The organism is Falsiroseomonas sp. HC035, assembly GCF_050563525.1.
Lineage (GTDB): Bacteria > Pseudomonadota > Alphaproteobacteria > Acetobacterales > Acetobacteraceae > Falsiroseomonas.
This window is the reverse complement of sequence record NZ_JBNXUN010000019.1, coordinates 64,650-80,260: the sequence shown is the minus strand read 5'-3', so window position 1 is coordinate 80,260 and position 15,611 is coordinate 64,650. Positions and strand designations below refer to the sequence as shown.

At 70.2% G+C, this 15,611-nt stretch carries 13 protein-coding genes and 1 rRNA gene; 10 read left to right on the top strand and 4 right to left on the bottom strand.

Annotated features, from left to right (window positions below; translation table 11 throughout):
• Positions 1–125: 125 nt before the first annotated feature.
• Positions 126–240, top strand: a 5S ribosomal RNA gene (gene rrf, locus ACLF3G_RS25475).
• Between the two features lie 78 nt (positions 241–318).
• On the opposite strand, the gene ACLF3G_RS25470 is transcribed toward rrf, so the two are convergent.
• Complete coding sequence (locus ACLF3G_RS25470; RefSeq protein WP_430672208.1) at positions 319–1,182, bottom strand: prephenate dehydratase; 864 nt, start codon at positions 1,180–1,182, stop codon at positions 319–321.
• Between the two features lie 142 nt (positions 1,183–1,324).
• On the opposite strand from ACLF3G_RS25470, the gene ACLF3G_RS25465 reads away from it, so the two are divergent.
• From ACLF3G_RS25465 to ACLF3G_RS25430, 8 genes are all read left to right on the top strand, one after another.
• Entirely contained in the window at positions 1,325–1,858 is a 534-nt protein-coding gene (locus tag ACLF3G_RS25465) for a c-type cytochrome (RefSeq protein ID WP_430672207.1), read from the top strand.
• The gene (hisN, locus tag ACLF3G_RS25460; RefSeq protein WP_430672210.1) at positions 1,855–2,637 is read left to right on the top strand and encodes a histidinol-phosphatase; all 783 of its coding nucleotides are present in this window, start codon (positions 1,855–1,857) and stop codon (positions 2,635–2,637) included. Before ACLF3G_RS25465 ends, hisN begins: the two co-directional genes overlap by 4 nt.
• 50 nt (positions 2,638–2,687) lie before the next feature.
• Entirely contained in the window at positions 2,688–4,544 is a 1,857-nt protein-coding gene (locus tag ACLF3G_RS25455) for an extracellular solute-binding protein (protein ID WP_430672206.1), read from the top strand.
• Positions 4,545–4,799: 255 nt separating this feature from the next.
• Complete coding sequence (locus ACLF3G_RS25450; RefSeq protein WP_430672205.1) at positions 4,800–5,909, top strand: microcin C ABC transporter permease YejB; 1,110 nt, start codon at positions 4,800–4,802, stop codon at positions 5,907–5,909.
• Positions 5,906–6,943: an ABC transporter permease gene (locus ACLF3G_RS25445; RefSeq protein ID WP_430672204.1), complete on the top strand. Its 1,038-nt coding sequence runs from the start codon at positions 5,906–5,908 to the stop codon at positions 6,941–6,943. The genes ACLF3G_RS25450 and ACLF3G_RS25445 overlap by 4 nt, the downstream gene beginning before the upstream one ends.
• A complete protein-coding gene (locus ACLF3G_RS25440; protein ID WP_430672203.1) occupies positions 6,940–8,544 on the top strand; it encodes an ABC transporter ATP-binding protein in 1,605 nt (534 codons plus the stop codon). Before ACLF3G_RS25445 ends, ACLF3G_RS25440 begins: the two co-directional genes overlap by 4 nt.
• Complete coding sequence (locus tag ACLF3G_RS25435; RefSeq protein ID WP_430672202.1) at positions 8,541–9,005, top strand: hypothetical protein; 465 nt, start codon at positions 8,541–8,543, stop codon at positions 9,003–9,005. The genes ACLF3G_RS25440 and ACLF3G_RS25435 overlap by 4 nt, the downstream gene beginning before the upstream one ends.
• Positions 9,005–9,937, top strand: a complete 933-nt coding sequence (locus tag ACLF3G_RS25430) for a 2-hydroxyacid dehydrogenase (RefSeq protein ID WP_430672201.1) — start codon at positions 9,005–9,007, stop codon at positions 9,935–9,937. Before ACLF3G_RS25435 ends, ACLF3G_RS25430 begins: the two co-directional genes overlap by 1 nt.
• A gap of 2 nt (positions 9,938–9,939) precedes the next feature.
• Here ACLF3G_RS25430 and ACLF3G_RS25425 read toward each other — a convergent pair whose 3' ends face one another.
• Positions 9,940–10,326: a MarR family transcriptional regulator gene (locus tag ACLF3G_RS25425; protein WP_430672200.1), complete on the bottom strand. Its 387-nt coding sequence runs from the start codon at positions 10,324–10,326 to the stop codon at positions 9,940–9,942.
• A gap of 179 nt (positions 10,327–10,505) precedes the next feature.
• A complete protein-coding gene (locus tag ACLF3G_RS25420) occupies positions 10,506–11,891 on the bottom strand; it encodes a leucyl aminopeptidase family protein (RefSeq protein WP_430672199.1) in 1,386 nt (461 codons plus the stop codon).
• Between the two features lie 161 nt (positions 11,892–12,052).
• On the opposite strand from ACLF3G_RS25420, the gene ACLF3G_RS25415 reads away from it, so the two are divergent.
• Positions 12,053–13,243 (top strand): glycosyltransferase family 4 protein, encoded by a 1,191-nt coding sequence (locus ACLF3G_RS25415; RefSeq protein WP_430672198.1) that lies wholly within the window; start codon positions 12,053–12,055, stop codon positions 13,241–13,243.
• Here the strand turns inward: ACLF3G_RS25415 and ACLF3G_RS25410 are convergent.
• Complete coding sequence (locus tag ACLF3G_RS25410; RefSeq protein WP_430672197.1) at positions 13,195–15,522, bottom strand: ATP-binding protein; 2,328 nt, start codon at positions 15,520–15,522, stop codon at positions 13,195–13,197. The genes ACLF3G_RS25415 and ACLF3G_RS25410 overlap by 49 nt on opposite strands.
• Between the last annotated feature and the right edge of the window lie 89 nt (positions 15,523–15,611).

Below are 15,611 nucleotides of genomic sequence, written 5' to 3'. Positions count from 1 at the left end.
TAGTCCCACCACTGCGTAGCCTTGCCGAAAGGCATGGCACCACACGCAGCACCAAGCCGCGCAACACACGCGCTGCACGACACAACCAATTCCAGATTTGCCAGACTCAGGGTCCGGCCTGGTGGCCCGGTGGCCATCGCGGGGATGATACACCCGATCCCATCCCGAACTCGGACGTGAAACACCCCAGCGCCCATGGTACTGAGCCTCAAGGCTCGGGAGAGTAGGTCGCCGCCGGGCCGCCACGCCGGACCCTGAGCAAAAGAAAACCCCCGGGGCCTGCGCCTCGGGGGTTTTCTGCGTCCAGGGCAGCCGTTTTCAGTTGCCCTCCCGCTGGGCCAGCCGCAGCGGATGTGCGCGGTAAGTGCCGAGAACCCGCAGGTCGGCCGAGAAATAGGAAAGCTCCTCCAGCGCCCGCGCCAGGCCCGGCTCGTCCGGCCGGCCATCGACATCGGCGAGGAACTGCGTCGCGGTGAAGGCGCCGCCGACCATGTAGCTTTCCAGCTTGGTCATGTTCACGCCGTTGGTCGCGAAGCCACCGAGCGCCTTGTACAGCGCCGCCGGGATGTTGCGGACACGGAAGACGAAGGACGTCACCCAGTCGCCCTCCGGGAAGGGCGGCGCCAGCGGGGTGCGGGAACAGACATAGAAGCGCGTGGTGTTGTGCGCCGCATCCTCCACATTCTTCCGCAGCACCTCCAGCCCGTAGATCTGCGCCGCAAGCTCGGACGCGATTGCGGCATCCTCCACCCCGCCGCGCTCCGCGATCAGCCCGGCCGCGCCGGCGGTATCGGCCTCGATCACCGGCGTCAGGCGCAGCTCCTTCAGCAGGTTCAACACTTGGCCAAGCGCGACCGGGTGGCTGTGGGCGCGCTTCAGCGTGGCTATGGAGGCGCCCTTGGGCGCCAGCAGGCAGTGCTCCACCCGCTCGAAATGCTCCCCCACCACATGCAGGCCGCTGTCCGGCAGCAGGCGGTGGATGTCTGGCACCCGGCCGGCGAGCGAATTCTCGCATGGCAGCATGGCAAGGCCCGCGCGATGCTCGCGCACCGCCTCGATCGCTGCCTCGAAGCTGGCGCAGGGCAGGGTGGTCCAGCCTGGATAGGCTTGGCGGCAGGCCAGGTCGGAATAGGCGCCGGGCTGGCCCTGGAAGGCGATGATGCCGGCTTCGGAGATGCTCATGGCGGATCGGTGGTCCTGCAAGCACCGCGGGTTGTCGTCACCGGGGCGCGCCTATATTGTCCGGCAGGTTTTACGGCAGGCCGGGCCGGGCGCAAGTCGCCGGGGCGGGTCCGCATTGCGCTTACGAAGGGTCCACTCCCGGATGAGTCTGGAAGCCAACAAGGTTTTTGCCGCCGTCCTGACGGCTGGCGTCGTGTTCATGGTGTCCGGCGTCATCGGCGGGGCCATCGTCAGTCCGCGCCGGCTGGAAACCAGCGCCATCCAAGTGGCAACACCGGAACCTGCCGCCGCCGCCGCCCCGGCGACTCCGGCGCTGGAGCCGATCGGGCCGCTGCTGGCCGCGGCGAATGCCGACACCGGGCGCCAGGTAGCCCAGCGCGCCTGCGCGTCGTGCCACAACTTCGTCCAGGGCGGACCGAATGGCGTCGGGCCTAATCTCTGGAACATCGTCAACCGCGACCATGCGGCTGTGGAAGGCTTCAACTACTCCGCCGCCAACCGCGCCCTGGCCGGCAAGCCGTGGGACTACGAGTCGCTGAACGCCTTTATCGCGCGTCCCTCGGCCGCGATGCCGGGCACGCGCATGGCCTATGCGGGCATGTCCAGCACCAGCCAGCGCGCCGATCTCATCGCGTTCCTGCGGACCTTGTCGTCCGAACCGGCGCCGCTACCCTGAGCCAGGCCGCGGATTTCGTCGCCGTTGCCGAAGCCGCGGCGGAGGCCGCCGGTGCCGTCATCCGCCCCCTGTTCCGCTCCGCCCTGCTGGTCGAGGCCAAGGGCGATGCCAGCCCGGTGACGGAGGCGGATCGCGCGGCGGAACGTGCCATCCGCGCGCTTCTGGCCGTAAACCTGCCCGGCCACGGCGTGATCGGCGAGGAATACGGGGAGACCAACCCGGATGCCGAATGGGTCTGGGTGCTGGACCCGATCGACGGCACCCGGGCCTTCGTCACCGGCCGGCCGCTGTTCGGCACGCTGATCGGCCTTCTGCACCACGGCGTTCCGGTGCTCGGCCTGATCGACCAGCCGACCACGGGCGAGCGCTGGATCGGCGTTGCCGGCCAGCCCACCACGTTCCGCTCCGGCTTCGGCGGCACGCCGCGCTGCCGGCCCTGCTCGTCCCTGTCCGCGGCGGAACTGTCCTGCACCTCGCCCGACATGTTCGATGCGGCCACCGCGCCGCGTTTCGCCGCCGTCAAGGCCGCGGCACGGCGCACCACCTGGGGCGGGGATTGCTACGCCTACGGCCTGCTGGCGCTTGGCCTGGTGGATGCCGTGGTGGATGCCACCATGAAGCCCTGGGACTGGGCGGCCCTGGTGCCGGTCATCGAGGGGGCCGGCGGCAGCTGCACGGACTGGTCCGGCCGCCCGCTGCGCCTGGATGGTGACGGCACGGTCCTCGCCCTTGGCGACCCGGCCATGCTGCCGGAAGTTTCGGGCCTGCTCACCGCCTGATCCAACCGCGGCGGTTGCCCTGGCCCGCAGCAGCCCCCAATCTACCTGCCATGCGCCGACGCGACCTGCTGACCCTCTCCGCCGCCCTCGGCCTTGCGCCGGGCGCCCTGCATGCCGCCACCCCCGCCGGCGGCAGCGCCGCCCCGGGGGATGCGATCCGCACCCATGCGCTGTCACTGCTGGGCGAACCCGCGCTGCCGGTGGACTTCCCACACTTTCCCTGGGTGAACCCCACGGCGCCGAAGGGCGGCGAGATCGCGCTGACCGCGTTGGGGTCCTTCGACACCTTCAACCAGTTCGTGCTGCGCGGCACGCCCGCGGTCGGGCTGAACCTGATCTACGACACGCTGCTGGCCAACAGCACGGACGAGGCCAGCACCGAATACCCCTACCTCGCACAGTGGATCGACCTGCCGGCCGACCGCCTCTCGATCAGCTTCGACCTGAACCCGATGGCGCGCTGGCATGACGGCAGGCCGGTCACTGCCGCCGACGTGGTCTTCACCTTCAACGCGCTGCGCACCCATGGCCGCCCCTTCTTCCGGTCCTACTGGGGCGACGTGACGGAGGTGGTGGCGGAGGGTGAACGCCGCGCCACCTTCCGCTTTCGCAGCACCGAGAACCGGGAGCTCGGCCTGATCCTGGGCCAGATGCCGGTGCTGCCGGCGCATTGGTGGGAAGGCCGGGACTTCACCCGGCCGCTGCTCGACCCGCCGCTGGGCTCCGGCCCCTATCGGCTGGAACGCTTCGAGGCCGGGCGCAGCCTGGTCTACGCCCGCGTGCCGGATTGGTGGGCGCGCGACATCCCGTCGCAGAAGGGCACGCAGAACTTCGACCGGCAACGCTTCGAATACTTCCGCGATACCACCGTGGCGCTGGAAGCCTTCAAGGCCGGCCAGATCGACTTCCGCACGGAAAACAGCGCCCGCGACTGGGCCACCGGCTACGACTTCCCCGCCATGCGCGCGGGCCTCGCGAAGCAGGACGAGCTGCGCCACGAACTGCCCACCGGCATGCAGGCCTTCGCCGTGAACCTGCGCCGGCCGCTGTTCCAGGATGCCCGCGTCCGCCGCGCGCTGATCGAGCTGTTCGACTACGAGTGGATGAACCGCAACCTGTTCTTCGGCACCTACACCCGCACCCAATCCTACTTCTCGAACTCCGAACTGGCCTCCTCCGGCCTGCCAACGGGCGCGGAACTCGCGGTGCTGGAGCCCTTCCGTGGCCGCATTCCGCCGGAGGTCTTCACCGCCGAATACAAGCTGCCGGTCACCGATGGCTCCGGCAACAACCGCGAAGGCCTGCGCACCGCGCTGCGCCTGCTGCAGGAAGCCGGCTGGCGCGTGCAGAACCGGCGCCTGGTCGGGCCGCAGGGCCAGCCCTTTGAATTCGAGATCCTGCTGCAGGGCGCCACCTTCGAGCGCATCGCGCTGCCCTACGTCCAGGCGCTGGAACGCGTCGGGATGAGCGTGCGCGTCCGCACCGTGGATCCCTCGCAGTACCAGGCGCGTACGGATGCCTTCGACTACGACATGACCGTCGACGTCATCGGCCAGTCGCTGTCCCCCGGCAACGAACAGCGCGACTTCTTCACCTGCGCCAAGGCGCGGGAGAACGGCAGCCAGAACATCGCCGGCATCTGCGACCCGGTGATCGACGAGCTGGTCGAACTGGTCATCAACGCGCCGGACCGTGACCAACTCATCGCCCGCACCCGCGCGCTGGACCGCGTGCTGCTGTGGAACAACTTCATGATCCCGAACTGGCACAGCCGCAGCTTCCGCATCGCCTTCTGGGACAAGTTCGGCCGCCCCGAACGCAACCCGCGCTACGGCCTCGGCCTGGACACCTGGTGGGTCGACGCCGCGCGCGAGACGGCCCTGACCAACGCGCGCCGGGCGCTGTAGGTGGCAGTGGGGCGCTTGTGGTTCGCCAGGGGGCTGTCCGCCTCCCGGCACCCCCCGACCAGGTGGCAGGGCCACCTGGACCGCCGGGACCTTGAGCAGGATGGGAGAGGGGCGCAGAGGGACCGCATGTTCGTCGCGCGCTCCGGCCCCTCTTCCATCCTGCTCATGATTCGAAGGGTTCCAAGGGGCCACTGCCCCTTGGCGGGTGGGTGCAGGAAGGGCAGAGCCCTCCTTGCAAACCACTAAGCGCAACCCATGGCCGCCTACATCCTCCGTCGCCTGTTGCTCGTGGTGCCGACGCTGCTCGGCATCATCCTGATCAATTTCGCTGTCGTGCAGTTCGCGCCGGGTGGCCCGGTGGAGCAGATGCTGGCGGAGTTGCGGGGCGAGGGGCAGACGCTCGGGCGCCTGACCGGGGAGGGTCCGGGGGAGACGCGGGCGCCGGGTGGGGCCGGGCCAGGCGGGTCGGGGGAGGGGCCGGTCGGCACCTATCGCGGGGCGCGGGGGCTGGACCCGGCGATCGTGGCGGAGATCGAGCAGATCTTCGGCTTCGACAAGCCGGCGCATGTCCGCTTTGGCGAGATGATGGCGGGGTATCTCACCTTCGATTTCGGGCGGAGCCTGTTCCGCGATCGCCCGGTGGTGGACCTGATCCTGGAGAAGATGCCGGTCTCGATCTCGCTCGGGCTGTGGTCGACGCTGATCATCTACCTGGTGTCGATCCCGCTCGGCATTCGGAAGGCCGTGAAGGACGGCACGAGGTTCGATATCTGGACCAGTGGCGTGGTGCTGGTGGGCTATGCGATTCCGGGCTTCCTGTTCGCGATCCTGCTCGTGGTGCTGTTCGCCGGCGGGTCCTTCCTGCAGTGGTTTCCGCTGCGGGGATTATCGAGTTCCGGGTCGGAGCTATGGCCGTTCTGGCAGCGGGCGCTTGATTATGCCTGGCACATGGCGCTGCCGACGCTGGCGCTGGTGATCGGCGGCTTTGCCGGACTGACCATGCTGACCAAGAACGCCTTCCTGGACGAGATCGGCAAGCACTACGTCGTCACCGCCCGCGCCAAGGGCAACACGGAAACCCGCATCCTGTACGGCCACGTGTTCCGCAACGCGATGCTGCTGATCATCGCCGGCTTCCCGGCCGCCTTCATCAGCATCCTGTTCACCGGCGCGCTGCTGGTGGAGATCGTGTTCTCGCTGGATGGGCTCGGTTTGCTGGGGTTCGAGGCGGCGATCCGGCGCGACTATCCGATCATGTTCGGCACGCTGTACATCTTCACGCTGCTCGGCCTGATCCTGCAGATCGTGGGCGACGTGATGTACACCGTGGTCGATCCGCGCATCGACTTCGAGGCGCGCCGATGACTCCCATCACGCAGCGCCGCATCGCCAACTTCAAGGCGAACCGTCGCGGCTACTGGTCGCTGTGGATCTTCCTGGTGCTGTTCCTGCTGACCCTGTTCGCCGAATTCCTGGCGAATGACCGGCCCCTGGTGGCGCGCATCGAGGATCGCTGGCTGTTCCCGGTGGCGGTCGGCGGATATGCCGAAAGCGACGTGCTGCCGGACGGCCTGCCTATCACCATGGATTGGCACGACCCGGAATTGCGGGCGGAGTTCGAGGAACGTGGCGGCTGGGCGATCTGGCCGCTGATCCCCTACCGGCACGATTCCGTGGTGCGCGACGTAGGCCAGCCCTCGCCGGCGCCGCCCTCCGCGCAAAACTGGCTGGGCACGGATGACCAGAGCCGGGACGTGCTGGCGCGGGTGATCTACGGCTTCCGCCTGTCCGTGCTGTTCGGCTTCACGCTGACCCTTGTCAGTTCGGTGGTCGGCATCGCGGCGGGGGCAGTGCAGGGGTATTACGGCGGCTGGGTCGATCTCGGCTTCCAGCGCTTCATCGAGGTCTGGTCGGGGATGCCGCAGTTGTACCTGCTCATCATCCTGGCCAGCGTCATCGAGCCGAGCTTCCTCACCCTGCTGGTCTTCCTGCTGCTGTTCTCCTGGATGAGCCTGACCGGCGTGGTGCGGGCGGAATTCCTGCGCGGCCGCAACCTGGATTACGTGCGGGCGGCGCGCGCGCTCGGCGTCTCCGACACGGCGCTGATGGTGCGCCACATCCTGCCCAACGCGATGGTGGCGACGCTGACGTTTCTTCCGTTCATCCTCTCGGGGTCGGTCACCGTGCTGGCCAGCCTGGACTTTCTCGGGTTCGGCCTGCCGCCGGGCTCGCCTTCGCTGGGGGAGCTGGTGAACCAGGGCAAGAACAACCTCCAGGCGCCGTGGCTGGCGATCACCGGCTTCTTCGTGCTCGGAGGCATGCTGACGCTGCTGATCTTCGTGGGCGAGGCGGTCCGCGATGCCTTCGACCCGCGCAAGCTGCCGGGTGGCGCCACATGACGCCGTTGCTGGACGTGCAGGATCTGTCCGTCGCCTTCGGCACGAAGCGCGTGGTGCGGGGCGTGTCCTTCAGCGTGGCGCGGGGTGAGACGGTAGCGCTGGTCGGCGAGAGCGGCAGCGGCAAGTCCGTCACCGCGCTGTCCTGCCTGCGCCTGCTGGCCGGGGCCGGCCACAACCCGGAAGGCCGCATCACGCTGGACGGCACCGACGTGCTCTCGGCGCAGGGCGAGGCGCTGCGGCGGCTGCGCGGCGGCGTGGCGGGGATGGTGTTCCAGGAGCCGATGACCTCGCTGAACCCGCTGCACACGGTGGGCCGCCAGGTGTCGGAGGCGGTGACCCTGCATCGCAACCTGTCCGGCGATGCGCTGCGTGCCCGGGTGGTGGAGTTGCTGACGCGGGCCGGCTTTCCGCAGGCGGAGGCGCGCCTCACCGCCTATCCGCACCAGTTGTCCGGCGGCCAGCGGCAGCGGGTGATGATCGCGGTGGCGCTGGCCAACGACCCGGCGCTGCTGATCGCGGACGAGCCGACCACGGCGCTGGACGTCACCATCCAGGCGCAGATCCTGGAATTGCTGGCCGACCTGAAGCGCCGGTTGTCCATGGCCGTGCTGCTGATCACGCACGACCTCCAGATCGTCCGCCGCCACGCCGACCGCGTGGTGGTGATGCGGCATGGGGAGGCGGTGGAGACCGGCCCGGTGGCCGAGATCTTCGGCAACCCGCAGCACGACTACACCAAGATGCTGCTCGCCACCCAGCCGCGCGGCCGGCCGCAGCCGGTGGCGCCCGGGGCGGAGACGCTGCTCCAGGGCGAGCAGGTGAAGGTGCATTTCCCGATCCGGGCCGGCATCCTGCGGCGCACCGTCGGCCAGGTGAAGGCCGTGGACGGTGTCTCCCTTTCCATCCGGGAGGGTGAGACGGTGGGCCTGGTGGGGGAAAGCGGCAGCGGCAAGACCACGCTCGGACTCGCCCTGCTGCGCCTCGAATCCAGCGAGGGGCCGATCACCTTCGAGGGCAGCGGCATCCAGGGCCTGTCCCGCAAGCAGCTTCGGCCGCTGCGGCGGCGCATGCAGATCGTCTTCCAAGACCCCTATGGCAGCCTGTCGCCCCGCATGACGGTGGCTGAGATCATCGGCGAGGGGTTGCGGGTGCATGAGAATCTTTCCCCCCGCGAGTCGGAACAGCGCGTCGGCGCGGTGCTGGAGGAGGTGGGCCTCGATGCCTCGATGCTCGCCCGCTACCCGCATGAGTTCAGCGGCGGCCAGCGCCAGCGCATCGCCATCGCCCGCGCCCTGGTGCTGAAGCCGCGGCTGGTGGTGCTGGACGAGCCGACCAGCGCGCTGGATGTCTCGGTCCAGGCGCAGGTGGTGGACCTGCTGCGGGACCTGCAGGCGCGCCACAGGCTGGCCTATCTGTTCATCTCGCACGACCTGCGCGTGGTCCGCGCGCTGGCCCACCGCATCATCGTGCTGAAGGACGGAAGGGTTGTGGAGGAAGGCGAGGCGCAGGCGGTTGTCGAGGCGCCGCAACAGCCCTACACGCGCGCCCTGATGGCCGCCGCCTTCGACCTGGCCGCCATCCCGGGGGATGTGCGCGCATGAGCGAGGCGGAGGACGCGGTGATGCCGCCGCTGGACCGGCTGAAGCTGCTGCTGGATGCGCAGCAGGTGAAGCTCGGGGTGCATATCCGCAAGATGAACTCGCCCGGCAGCCCGGTGTACCGCTACGGCGAGAACATCTGGCCGGCCGCGACCATCCTGGTGACCTCCTTCGCCGGCACCGCGCTGGTGCACTACTACCTGGGCGGCGCGATCCTGGCGGTCGGCTGCTGGTGGTGGCTGTCGAAGGTCCAGCCGCGCATCCGCGATGGCGTGTTCGAGCGCGCCACGGCCTGGGCGCTGCAATCGGAGGAGCATTTCGACGCGCTGTGGGCCAAGGGCGTGCTCAGCCTGTACGCCGAGCTGCCGGACGGGCGGAAATTCGCCGCGGCCCGGCGCGACGACTGGCGCGGCTTCGCCCGGTTGGTCCATCGCGAAACCAGCCTGACGAAGGATGCCGCCTGATGGCCGTGCTGCTGTCCACCAAGCCCGCCGCCATGGCGATGTGGCGCGACGCGCTGCTGGCGCTGAACCCGGGGCTCGAGATCCGCATGTTTCCCGATGCCGGCGACCCGGCCGCGATCGAGGCCGCGGTGGTCTGGACGGCGCATGACATGGCAGAGTTGCGCCGCTACCCGAACCTTCGCCTCATCGTCTCCATGGGTGCCGGCGTGGACCATCTGCTGCGGCCGCCGGGTCCGCCGCCGGGCATCCCGGTGGCGCGGCTGGTGGACCGCATGCTGACCAGCCAGATGGGCGAGTGGGTGCTGCTGAACGTCCTGCGTTTTCACCGCCAGGACCTGGAGTACCGCGAGCTGCAACGCGACAAGGTCTGGCATGAACTGCCGGCCCCGGTGACTGCGGAAACGCCGGTCGGCTTCCTCGGCCTGGGGGAACTCGGCACCCATGCCGCCGGCCTGCTGCGCGGCCTCGGCTTTCCCGTGATGGGCTGGTCGCGGCGTCCGAGGCAGGTGGCGGAGGTGGAGACCTTCCACGGGTTGGAAGGCCTGGACGCCATGGCGAAGCGCAGCCGCATCCTGGTCTGCCTGCTACCGCTGACGCCGGAGACTCGTGGCCTCATCGACGCCCGGCTGCTCGGCCTGCTGCCGCGCGGCGCCTTCGTGATAAACGGGGCCAGGGGTGGGCATGTGGTGGATGCGGATCTGCTGGCGGCGCTGGCGTCCGGGCAGGTAGCCGGTGCGGCGCTGGATGTCTTCGCGCCGGAGCCGCTACCGGCGGACCACCCCTACTGGGCGCATCCACGCGTGGTGATGACGCCGCATGCAGCCAGCATCACCATCCCGGAAAGTGCCGCGCCGCAGGTGGTCGAGAACCTCCGGCGGGCGCGGTCCGGGGCACCGCTGATGAACCTCGTGGATTTCGCCGCGGGCTACTGAGCTCAGCCGGTCTTGCGGGCGTCGTTGTCGGCCACGACCGTCTCCCGCGCCGTCTGCTCCGCCTGCGTCATGATGCTGCGCATGTCGCGCAGGAAGGCGGCGCCCTTGAGGGTGCGCTGCACCAGCACGCTGCGGCGGTCCATCGGGTCGACCTTCCGCCGCGCGAGGTCGAGTTCCCCCAGGCGGTCCAGCGCGCGCGTGATGGCAGGCTTGGAGACGTTCAACTCGGCTGCCAGCCCGCGGACGGTATGCGGACCGTCGGTCAGGTAGACCGTGAGGAACACGCCCAGTTGCCGGGCCGAAAGATCCGGCCCATCGCGGCGGACTAGCGCCACGACCGTGTCGCGCAGGATTCCCACCAATTGGTCGGACGATGCTTGGTTCGCCATTCTGTCTAATCCTTGTTCGGCGTGCCCGCGGCTGGCTGACGCCGCCTGATCCGCGGCGCCGCTTCAGCCAGGGGCACGCCCGATGTTGTCCCGCTTCGCGAAGGGTGCTGCTCCGACATGCCCTTGTCAGAGCGCCGCGGGCCAGAAAGTTCCTGTTCCATCTCGAATTCGTTACCGGTCTACCGGCGTTGCGCGGCCGCAAGCGCCGGAATTGCGGCGGCCAGCGCACGCGCGGCCTGGATTTCTCCACCCTCCGGGCGTCCGGGGCGCCCCGAGTCGTTCCACGCATACAGGTCCAGATGTGCCCAGCGGACCTCCTTCGGCACGAAATGCCGCAGGAACAGGGCCGCGACCACGGCGCCCGCCATCGGCTTGCTGCTGACGTTGTTCAGGTCCGCAATGGGACTGTCCAGCCACGAAACGTAGTTTTCCGCGAGCGGGAGCTGCCACACGGGATCGTGATGATCGAGGCCGGCCTGCAGCACGGCCTGTGCCAGCGGGGCATCGTTGCAGAACAAGGCGGGCAGGTCCGGCCCGAGTGCGACACGGGCGGCGCCGGTCAGCGTCGCCGCGTCCAGCAGCAGGTCCGGCTGGAGTTCAGCCGCGTAGGCCAGCAGGTCCGCCAGCACCAGGCGGCCCTCCGCGTCGGTGTTGCCGATCTCCACCGTCAGTCCCTTGCGGGTGCGGATGACGTCGAGCGGCCGGAACGAGGTGCCGGAGACGCTGTTCTCCACCGCGCCGACCAGCAGCAGCAGGCGAATCGGCGCCTGGGCGCGCATCAGCATCTCCGCCGTCGCGATCATGGCCGCGGCGCCGCCCATGTCCTTCTTCATGCGCAACATGCCGGCGGCCGGCTTCAGGTCCAGCCCGCCGCTGTCGAAGCACACGCCCTTGCCGCACAGCGCCACCAGCGGACCATCGGCGGCGCCCTGCCAGCGCAGGATGGCAACGCGGGGCGCCCGCGGGCTGCCCTGGCCAACGGCGGCGACGGCGGGGAAGCCAGCCTCCAGCGCCTCGCCCGAAATCACCTCGAACGCCGCGCCATGGGCGGCGGCGAGGCGGCCCACGGCTTCCGCCAGCTCGGCCGGGCCAAGGTGATTGGCCGGCTGGTTCACCAGATCGCGCCCGGCCCGGATGGCGGCGGCCTGCTGCTGCGCCGCTTCGGTGCCGGGCATCGCCAGCAATTGCGCCGGCCGCCGCCCCGGCTTCGATTTCAGCCCGGCGAACCGGTAGGCGCCGAGGCACCAGCCGAGGGTTGCCGCCACCGGGTCCGGCGCCCCCTCGATCCGCCAGGTCGAGTCCTCGGGAAGCGCGAAAGGCAGCGCGCCGAAGGCCCATGGGCTGCTGGCGGCCGATTTGTCCTCGCCCAGGCCAAGCACGGCGCCGGCCAGCCCGGAGTCACCCGGAAGAAGCTGCCATTCCTGCGCCCGGCCGGTGAAGCCGCTGGCGCGAAGGAAGCTGGCGGCGACCGGCGGCAGTCGATCCAGCAGCGCCGGCAGGCTGGTCGGGGCGACGGCATGAAGCGGCAGCGTGGATTCAGCAGATGTGACAAGGTCGGGCAGCATGAAACCTCCGGTAGATTTGCAGGCATGAATTTCCGCGAAGAACGATCAGTCACCGCAAAGCTTTGTGATGATCCCGCAACGGGACCAAGGCGGCTCTGGAATCGGACAACCTCCCGATTAGTTAATTTCTCCATGTCGTCTCGCGGTGTTACCGCCGCCGCATGCGGGTATTGCTTTGGTACTGGGGCCGTCGAGGCGGTGGCGCACAATTCACGCTCGGGCTGGCGCGCGCCCTGGCGGCACGGCCGGATGTCGACCTGAGCCTGTCGCTGTCGGCGCAGGGCGAAATGCTGAGCGAATTCGAGGCGCTGCGACAGCCTGTTGCCATGGTCGACACCTACCGTGACCTGACAGGCTTCGCTACCGGCCTCGCCCGGCTTCCGCTGCTGCGCCGCCGGTTCCTGGCGCTGGCGCAGGACGCCGATGTCGTGGTGTCCAGCATGGCGCATCTCTGGACTCCGCTGGTGGCACCTGGCCTGGCACGGTCGCAGAAGCGGCCCGCCTACGTCCCCGTCATCCACGATGCGGCGCCGCATCCGGGCGATCCGGCCTGGGCCTGGGACTGGCGGCTGGGCCGGGAATTGGGCAGCGCACGCGCCGCCGTAGCGCTGTCCGACACCGTCGCCACATCGCTCGCGGCCCGCGCGCCGGGGTTGCCGCTGATCCGCATGCCGCTGCCGGCGCTGCTCGCGGGCCGCGCGCCGGCGCGCACCGCAAGACCCACCAGCCCACCGGGACAGCTCCGACTGCTGTTCTTCGGCCGCCTGCAGACCTACAAGGGCCTGGACCTGCTGCGCGACGCGTTTCGCATCCTGCACCGCGCCCATCCGGGGGTGAGCCTGCGCGTGGTGGGCGAAGGTGAGGCGGGGGCCGATCTCGCGGGCCTGCCCGGCGTGCATCTGGAACGCCGGTGGGTGCCGGAAGCCGAAATCCCGGACCTGCTGGCGGCCGCAGATGCGGTGGTGCTGCCCTATCGCGAGGCCAGCCAGTCCGGCGTCGTGCCGCAGGCGCTGGCCATGGGGGTCCCGGTGGTCGCCACGCCGGTCGGTGGGCTGCGCGAACAGGTGCGGCCCGGCGCGGGTGGCGTGCTGGCCGCCGCGGTGGACGCGGAAGCGCTGGCCGAGGCGCTGGCCGGGCTGCTCGACCCGGCCCGGCTCGCATCGCTGCGGCGCGAGGCCGCCGCGGTGGGCGCCGCGCAGGCCGACTGGACCGGCGCCGCCGAGGCGCTGGTCGGCGGCCTGTCCCGGGTCCTGCGTCCAGGGCAGCAATCCGGCCCCGTTCCGACCCGGACGCAGCCCGGCCGTCAGACCAGCAGCCGGCCCACCCGGTCCAGCAACGCCACGGCGGTGTAGGGCTTGCCGATAAAGTTCACGCCCTCGTCCAGCCGGCCCTGGTGGATGATGGCGTTGCGCGTGTAGCCAGTGGTGAACAGCACCGGCAGCAGCGGCCGGCGCGCCAGCGCCGCCGCGGCCACTTCGCGCCCGTTCATCGGTCCGGCCAGCACCACGTCGGTGAACAGCAGCGACACCTCGGGGTGGGCCTCCAGCAGCGCCAGCGCCGCCGGGCCATCGGCGGCGGCGAGCACGCGGTAGCCGGCCTCCTCCAGCGCCGTCACCGCGAAGTCCCGCACCATCGACTCATCCTCGACCACGAGCACGGCGCCGCCGGAATGGGCGACATCGGGGGCCGGGCGTGAAACCTCCGTCGGCCGCGGCAGGACGGCGGCCTCGGCGTCGCGCAGGCGGGGCAGGTACAGCTTCACCGTGCTGCCCTGCCCGGGCTCGCTGTAGATCGCGGCATGGCCGCCGGATTGCCGGGCGAAGCCATAGACCTGGCTCAGCCCGAGCCCGGTACCCTGGCCGACGGGCTTGGTGGTGAAGAACGGCTCGAAGGCCCGGCTGATGACCTCGGCGGACATGCCGGTGCCGGTGTCGGTGACGCAGATCGCCACATACTGCCCGGGCGCCAGATCCTCCCGCCCCGCCACATACGCTTCGTCCAGGTGGACGTTCGCGGTCTCGATGGTCAGCTTGCCGCCGGCGGTCATGGCGTCGCGCGCATTCACCGCCAGGTTCAGCAGCGAGGATTCCAGCTGGTTCGGGTCGGCATGGGTGCGCCACAACCCGCCTGCCAGCACGGTCTCGATCTCGATGTCCTCGCCCAGGGTGCGGCGAAGCAGATCGGACATGCCGGCGACGAGCCGGTTGGCGTCCACCACCTCCGGCGCCAAGGGCTGCTGGCGGGAGAAGGCGAGCAGCCGCTGGGTCAGGGCCGCGGCCCGGTTCGCGCCTTCTGCGGCATTGTCGAGGCTGCGGCGCAGGCGATCCTGCACCGGCTCCTCCGCCGGCGTGCAGGGCAATTCGCCGAGGCGGCGGCGGGCGAGCGCCAGGTTGCCCAGCACCACGGTCAGCAGATTGTTGAAATCATGCGCGACGCCGCCGGTCAGCCGGCCCACCGCCTCCATCTTCTGCGATTGCCGGAGCTGCGCTTCCGCCCGGGCCCGGCCGGCGGCGGCGGCCATCAGCCGGGCGTTGGTTTCCGCCAGGTCGCGGGTGCGCTCGCCAACTCGGGCCTCCAGAGCATCATTGAGGCGGCGCAGATCCTCCTCCCGCCCATGCAGGCTGCGGGCGGCCTCGGCGAGGGCGGCGCTGATGCCCGCGACCTCGTCGACCCGCGTCGGAACCGGCGCCACCTGTTCCCCCCGCCCCATCGCCTCGGCCTGGGCGGCGAGCAGGCGCATCGGGCGGGCGATGCGGTGCGCGACCAGCAGCGCCAGCATCACCGAAAGCCCTGCCAAGGTCGCGCCGACCCCGCCGAGCAGCAGCAGCGTGTGCCGCAGCGGCAAGGTCAGCACCGCATCCGGCACGCCGACGGCGATGCGCCAGCCGGCGATGGCGGAGCGCGCATAGGTGCCGAGAACCTCCGTGCCCTCCGCCGTGGTGCCGCGCCAGGTGCCCTCCCAACCAGTGGTGTTGACCTGCAGATCGGCTGTGGCGGATTGGCCGATGAAGTCATCGTGCCGCGCATTGCGCGCAAGGATGCGACCGGCGCCATCCACCACGGCAAGCGTCCAGCCTTCCGGCGCCTGGCGATCCTCCAGCACCTGGCGGATGCGGGTCGCCGGCGCGCTGAGGCTGAGGAACAGCGGGGCCGCCCAGCCTTCCACCGGCACCGGCACAGGCAGTTCGACCGCGAACATCGGCGTCTGCATGGCGACGCCCTCGAACAGATCCGTCACCACGACGCGGTCCGCATCCGGCTTCGGGCTCGGCAGCGACGAGATGTCGGGCGGCGCCGCACCCTCCGGCTGCCAGGCGTTCAGGATCTGCCGGCCGGTCGCGTCGCGCAGCACGGCCGTCACGCCCAGCCGCTCGCGCAGCTCGATGGTCTGGCGATGGAAATCCGCGATGTCCCCGGCGCGCAACTGCGGCGACAGGGCCAGCAGGTTCAGGGTCGCCGCCATGCCGTTGAGATCGCGGTCCACCGCCAGCGCCACGGCGCGTGCGGTATCGAGAGCCGCATCCTCCAGCCGGTGCCGCTCCGCAGTGGCGAAACGGGTCGAGAGGGCGGCGACGAAGACCAGGATGGGCAGCGCCAGGGCCGCGGCGAACAGCGCCAGGTGCCGGCGCACCGGGTATAGGCGGTTGGGGCCGCCCGCCGGGCGTGCATCCGTCGGCTTAGATCGGCCGGGCTTGGACGCTGGGGGAGGCGCGGCCGTGT

Excerpts from the sequence above, each read along its gene's own strand:
- ACLF3G_RS25470 (WP_430672208.1), bottom strand. The coding sequence starts at position 1,182 with ATGAGCATCTCCGAAGCCGGCATCATCGCCTTCCAGGGCCAGCCCGGC.
- ACLF3G_RS25465 (WP_430672207.1), top strand. The coding sequence starts at position 1,325 with ATGAGTCTGGAAGCCAACAAGGTTTTTGCCGCCGTCCTGACGGCTGGC.
- ACLF3G_RS25455 (WP_430672206.1), top strand. The coding sequence starts at position 2,688 with ATGCGCCGACGCGACCTGCTGACCCTCTCCGCCGCCCTCGGCCTTGCG.
- ACLF3G_RS25450 (WP_430672205.1), top strand. The coding sequence starts at position 4,800 with ATGGCCGCCTACATCCTCCGTCGCCTGTTGCTCGTGGTGCCGACGCTG.
- ACLF3G_RS25445 (WP_430672204.1), top strand. The coding sequence starts at position 5,906 with ATGACTCCCATCACGCAGCGCCGCATCGCCAACTTCAAGGCGAACCGT.
- ACLF3G_RS25440 (WP_430672203.1), top strand. The coding sequence starts at position 6,940 with ATGACGCCGTTGCTGGACGTGCAGGATCTGTCCGTCGCCTTCGGCACG.
- ACLF3G_RS25435 (WP_430672202.1), top strand. The coding sequence starts at position 8,541 with ATGAGCGAGGCGGAGGACGCGGTGATGCCGCCGCTGGACCGGCTGAAG.
- ACLF3G_RS25430 (WP_430672201.1), top strand. The coding sequence starts at position 9,005 with ATGGCCGTGCTGCTGTCCACCAAGCCCGCCGCCATGGCGATGTGGCGC.
- ACLF3G_RS25425 (WP_430672200.1), bottom strand. The coding sequence starts at position 10,326 with ATGGCGAACCAAGCATCGTCCGACCAATTGGTGGGAATCCTGCGCGAC.
- ACLF3G_RS25420 (WP_430672199.1), bottom strand. The coding sequence starts at position 11,891 with ATGCTGCCCGACCTTGTCACATCTGCTGAATCCACGCTGCCGCTTCAT.
- ACLF3G_RS25415 (WP_430672198.1), top strand. The coding sequence starts at position 12,053 with ATGCGGGTATTGCTTTGGTACTGGGGCCGTCGAGGCGGTGGCGCACAA.